General features: G+C 61.9%; 2 protein-coding genes. Both read left to right on the top strand.

Going from position 1 to position 2,774, the window contains the following annotated elements; genetic code table 11:
* The first annotated feature begins 414 nt into the window (after positions 1-414).
* Positions 415-1,923, top strand: a complete 1,509-nt coding sequence (locus tag GOEFS_RS20290; protein WP_007319831.1) for an aldehyde dehydrogenase family protein — start codon at positions 415-417, stop codon at positions 1,921-1,923.
* A gap of 57 nt (positions 1,924-1,980) precedes the next feature.
* On the top strand, positions 1,981-2,577 hold the full coding sequence (locus tag GOEFS_RS20285; RefSeq protein WP_007319830.1) for a TetR/AcrR family transcriptional regulator: 597 nt from the start codon (positions 1,981-1,983) through the stop codon (positions 2,575-2,577).
* Positions 2,578-2,774 lie beyond the last annotated feature (197 nt).

The following is a 2,774-nucleotide window of genomic DNA, read 5'->3' as shown; positions in this document are numbered from 1 at the left end:
AGCTCGGCGGTGTATCGAGACTCGGTGAGATGACCTTCGGCCGCAACCACCCTGGGCTGCCGGACTCGACTTCCTGGGTGGTCGAGTGCCGTCGTGCGAGCCTGCGAGCTCGCCGGTGTATCGAGACTCGGTGAGATGACTTTTGGCCGCAACCACCCTGGGCTGCCGGACTCGACTTCCTGGGTGGTCGAGTGCCGTCGTGCGAGCCTGCGAGCTCGCCGGTGTATCGAGACTCGGTGAGATGATCTTCGGCCGCAACCACAACCGCGCGTCGTCCTGAACTCGCGACCTGGTTAAGCCGACGCCCACGTCCTAAACTGACAACGGACGTCACCACATCAAAGTGATCCAGCGCATAGTATGATGAGACATCTGTAGAAAACTGTTCCAAAACGTCGAGCAAGGGGCACGTCCATGACCAAACCAGCCGAAGTCGGCACCGCAACAACCGGGCGGGTGTCCTCAGAAGAGCGCACGCTGAACGAACTGCTGGAAATCCAGCAGGCCGCGTTCCTGCGCGATGGAATTCCCGACGTCCGCACGCGGATCGATCGCATCAACCGGCTGCAGGCCCTGCTGCTCGACAACACCGACGAGATCACCGAGGCGCTCAACGCCGACTTCGGGACCCGGCCGGCCGATCTGTCGATCGCCGCCGATGTCGCCGGCTGCATGATCGACCTCACCCACCAGCGTCGTTCGGTCGAGAAGTGGATGAAGGAGACCAATGTCGCCAAATTCCAGGGACTGCTTGGTTTCAAGCAGCGGCTACGCCACGACCCGCTCGGTGTCGTCGGAATTATGGGGCCGTGGAACTTCCCGCTCCAGCTGACCATCGTTCCGGCCGGCTCCGCTTTCGCCGCGGGTAACCGTGTGCTCATGCGTCCGTCGTCGGTCACCGCGAAGACCACCGCGGTCATCGCGAAACACGCTCCCGACTACTTCTCGATCGAAGAGCTCGCCGTCGTCACCAGCAAGCATGGTGGTGGCTCGGATTTCGCGAAGCTCAAGGTCGACCACATGTTCTTCACCGGTTCGCCGGAGGTCGGCGCGTCCGTCGCGCAGGAGGCCGCGAAGAACCTGGTGCCGGTCACGCTCGAACTTGGCGGCAAGAATCCAGCCATCGTCGACCCTGAGACCGACATCGCGAAAGCAGCCAAGTTCCTCGCCGATGCCCGCATGGTCAACGGCGGCCAGGTCTGCCTGTGCCCCGACTACGTATTCGTGCCTGAGTCCAAGGTCGGCGAATTCTCGGACAAGGTCATCGAGCGCTGGCGCAAGAACTTCCCGACGATCGCCCGCAACCCCGAGTACACCTCGACGGTCAACGAGAAGAACTACACCCGCATCGTCGGGCTGATCGACGACGCTGTCGAACTCGGCGCGACTAAGCGACAGGCCATCCCGGCGGGCGAGTCGCTTCCCGACGCCGACGCCCGCAAGATCCCGCCGACGCTGCTCACCGACGTCAAGGCCGGTATGAAGATCGAGGAAGACGAGGTCTTCGGTCCGGTGCTCACGGTGTACCCGTACCGCGACATCTCCGAAGCGATCGACCAGATCAACGCGCACCCGCATCCGCTGACGCTGTACTGGGTCGGCGATGACAACGAGAACTTGGCTCGCGTGGCGGACCGTACCCGCAGCGGTTCGATCAGCGGCAACGATTTCGCACTCCATCTCGTCAGCGGCCATCTGCCATTCGGCGGCGTCGGGCGCAGCGGTATGGGTAATTACCACGGCGAGTTCGGGTTCGAGACATTCAGTCACGCCCGCGCGGTCACCGTGTCGTCGATGCCGCTGAGCTTCGCCGAGTTGATGGCGCCGCCATACACCTCGCGGGACAAGAAGATGACCGAGGTGCAGATGAAGGTGTGGCGCCGCTGGAACGCGAAGTCGTTCAAGCGCAACGCCAAGCGCTGAGCCACTTACCAGCGATGCCGGACAGTCTACCAAGCAAGTGCTTGGTAGACTTCCGGCATGGTAAGCAAGATTTCGGCTGGATCGAGCCGTCGCGACGAACTCCTGGTGATGGCCGGCAAGATGTTCGCCGAACAGGGGCTTCGCTCGACAACCGTACGCGATATCGCTGACTCCGCGGGAATCCTGTCTGGCAGTCTGTATCACCACTTTGATTCCAAAGAAGCAATCGTCGACGAATTGCTGAGGCGCTTCCTCGATTCGCTGTTCGCGCGTTATCAAGAGATTGCCGCGGCTGGGGCATCGGCGGCGGAAACCTTGCGGCAGTTGGTGATTGCCTCATTCGAGGCGATCGACGTCGATCACCACGCTGTCGCTATCTACCAAGATGAAGCGAAACGCCTTGCCGGACAGGAACGTTTCGCATATATCGATGAACGCAACCGCGAGTTTCGTCGGTTGTGGCATTCAGTTCTCGAGCGCGGCGTTGCCGACGGCGAATTCCGCGCGGATCTCAATATCGAGCTGGTCTACCGCTTTATGCGCGACACCGTGTGGGTAGCGGTGCGTTGGTACCGTCCGGGCGGCGCGATGTCGGTCGAGCAGATAGCGGATCAATATCTGTCGGTCGTGCTGGACGGCATCTTGCCGAGATAGTCGGTTCTTACCGCTGATCGAGTGCCCACCGCCGATAGCAATGTCACGACCTCCGCTGGTCGAGCGCCCGCCGAGGCGTTAGCTGTGCCCATCTACCGTTGGTCGAGTGCCCGGCGAGGCGTTAGCCGAGTCGGGTGTATCGAGACCTCGCACGCCGAACTCTGTTGCCGGGCAATATTGTTCGTCTCACCCGGTCT

This window comes from Gordonia effusa NBRC 100432 (genome assembly GCF_000241305.1).
Classification (GTDB): domain Bacteria; phylum Actinomycetota; class Actinomycetes; order Mycobacteriales; family Mycobacteriaceae; genus Gordonia; species Gordonia effusa.
Note: the sequence above shows the minus strand (reverse complement) of the source record. Positions and strands in the feature narration are given on the sequence as shown.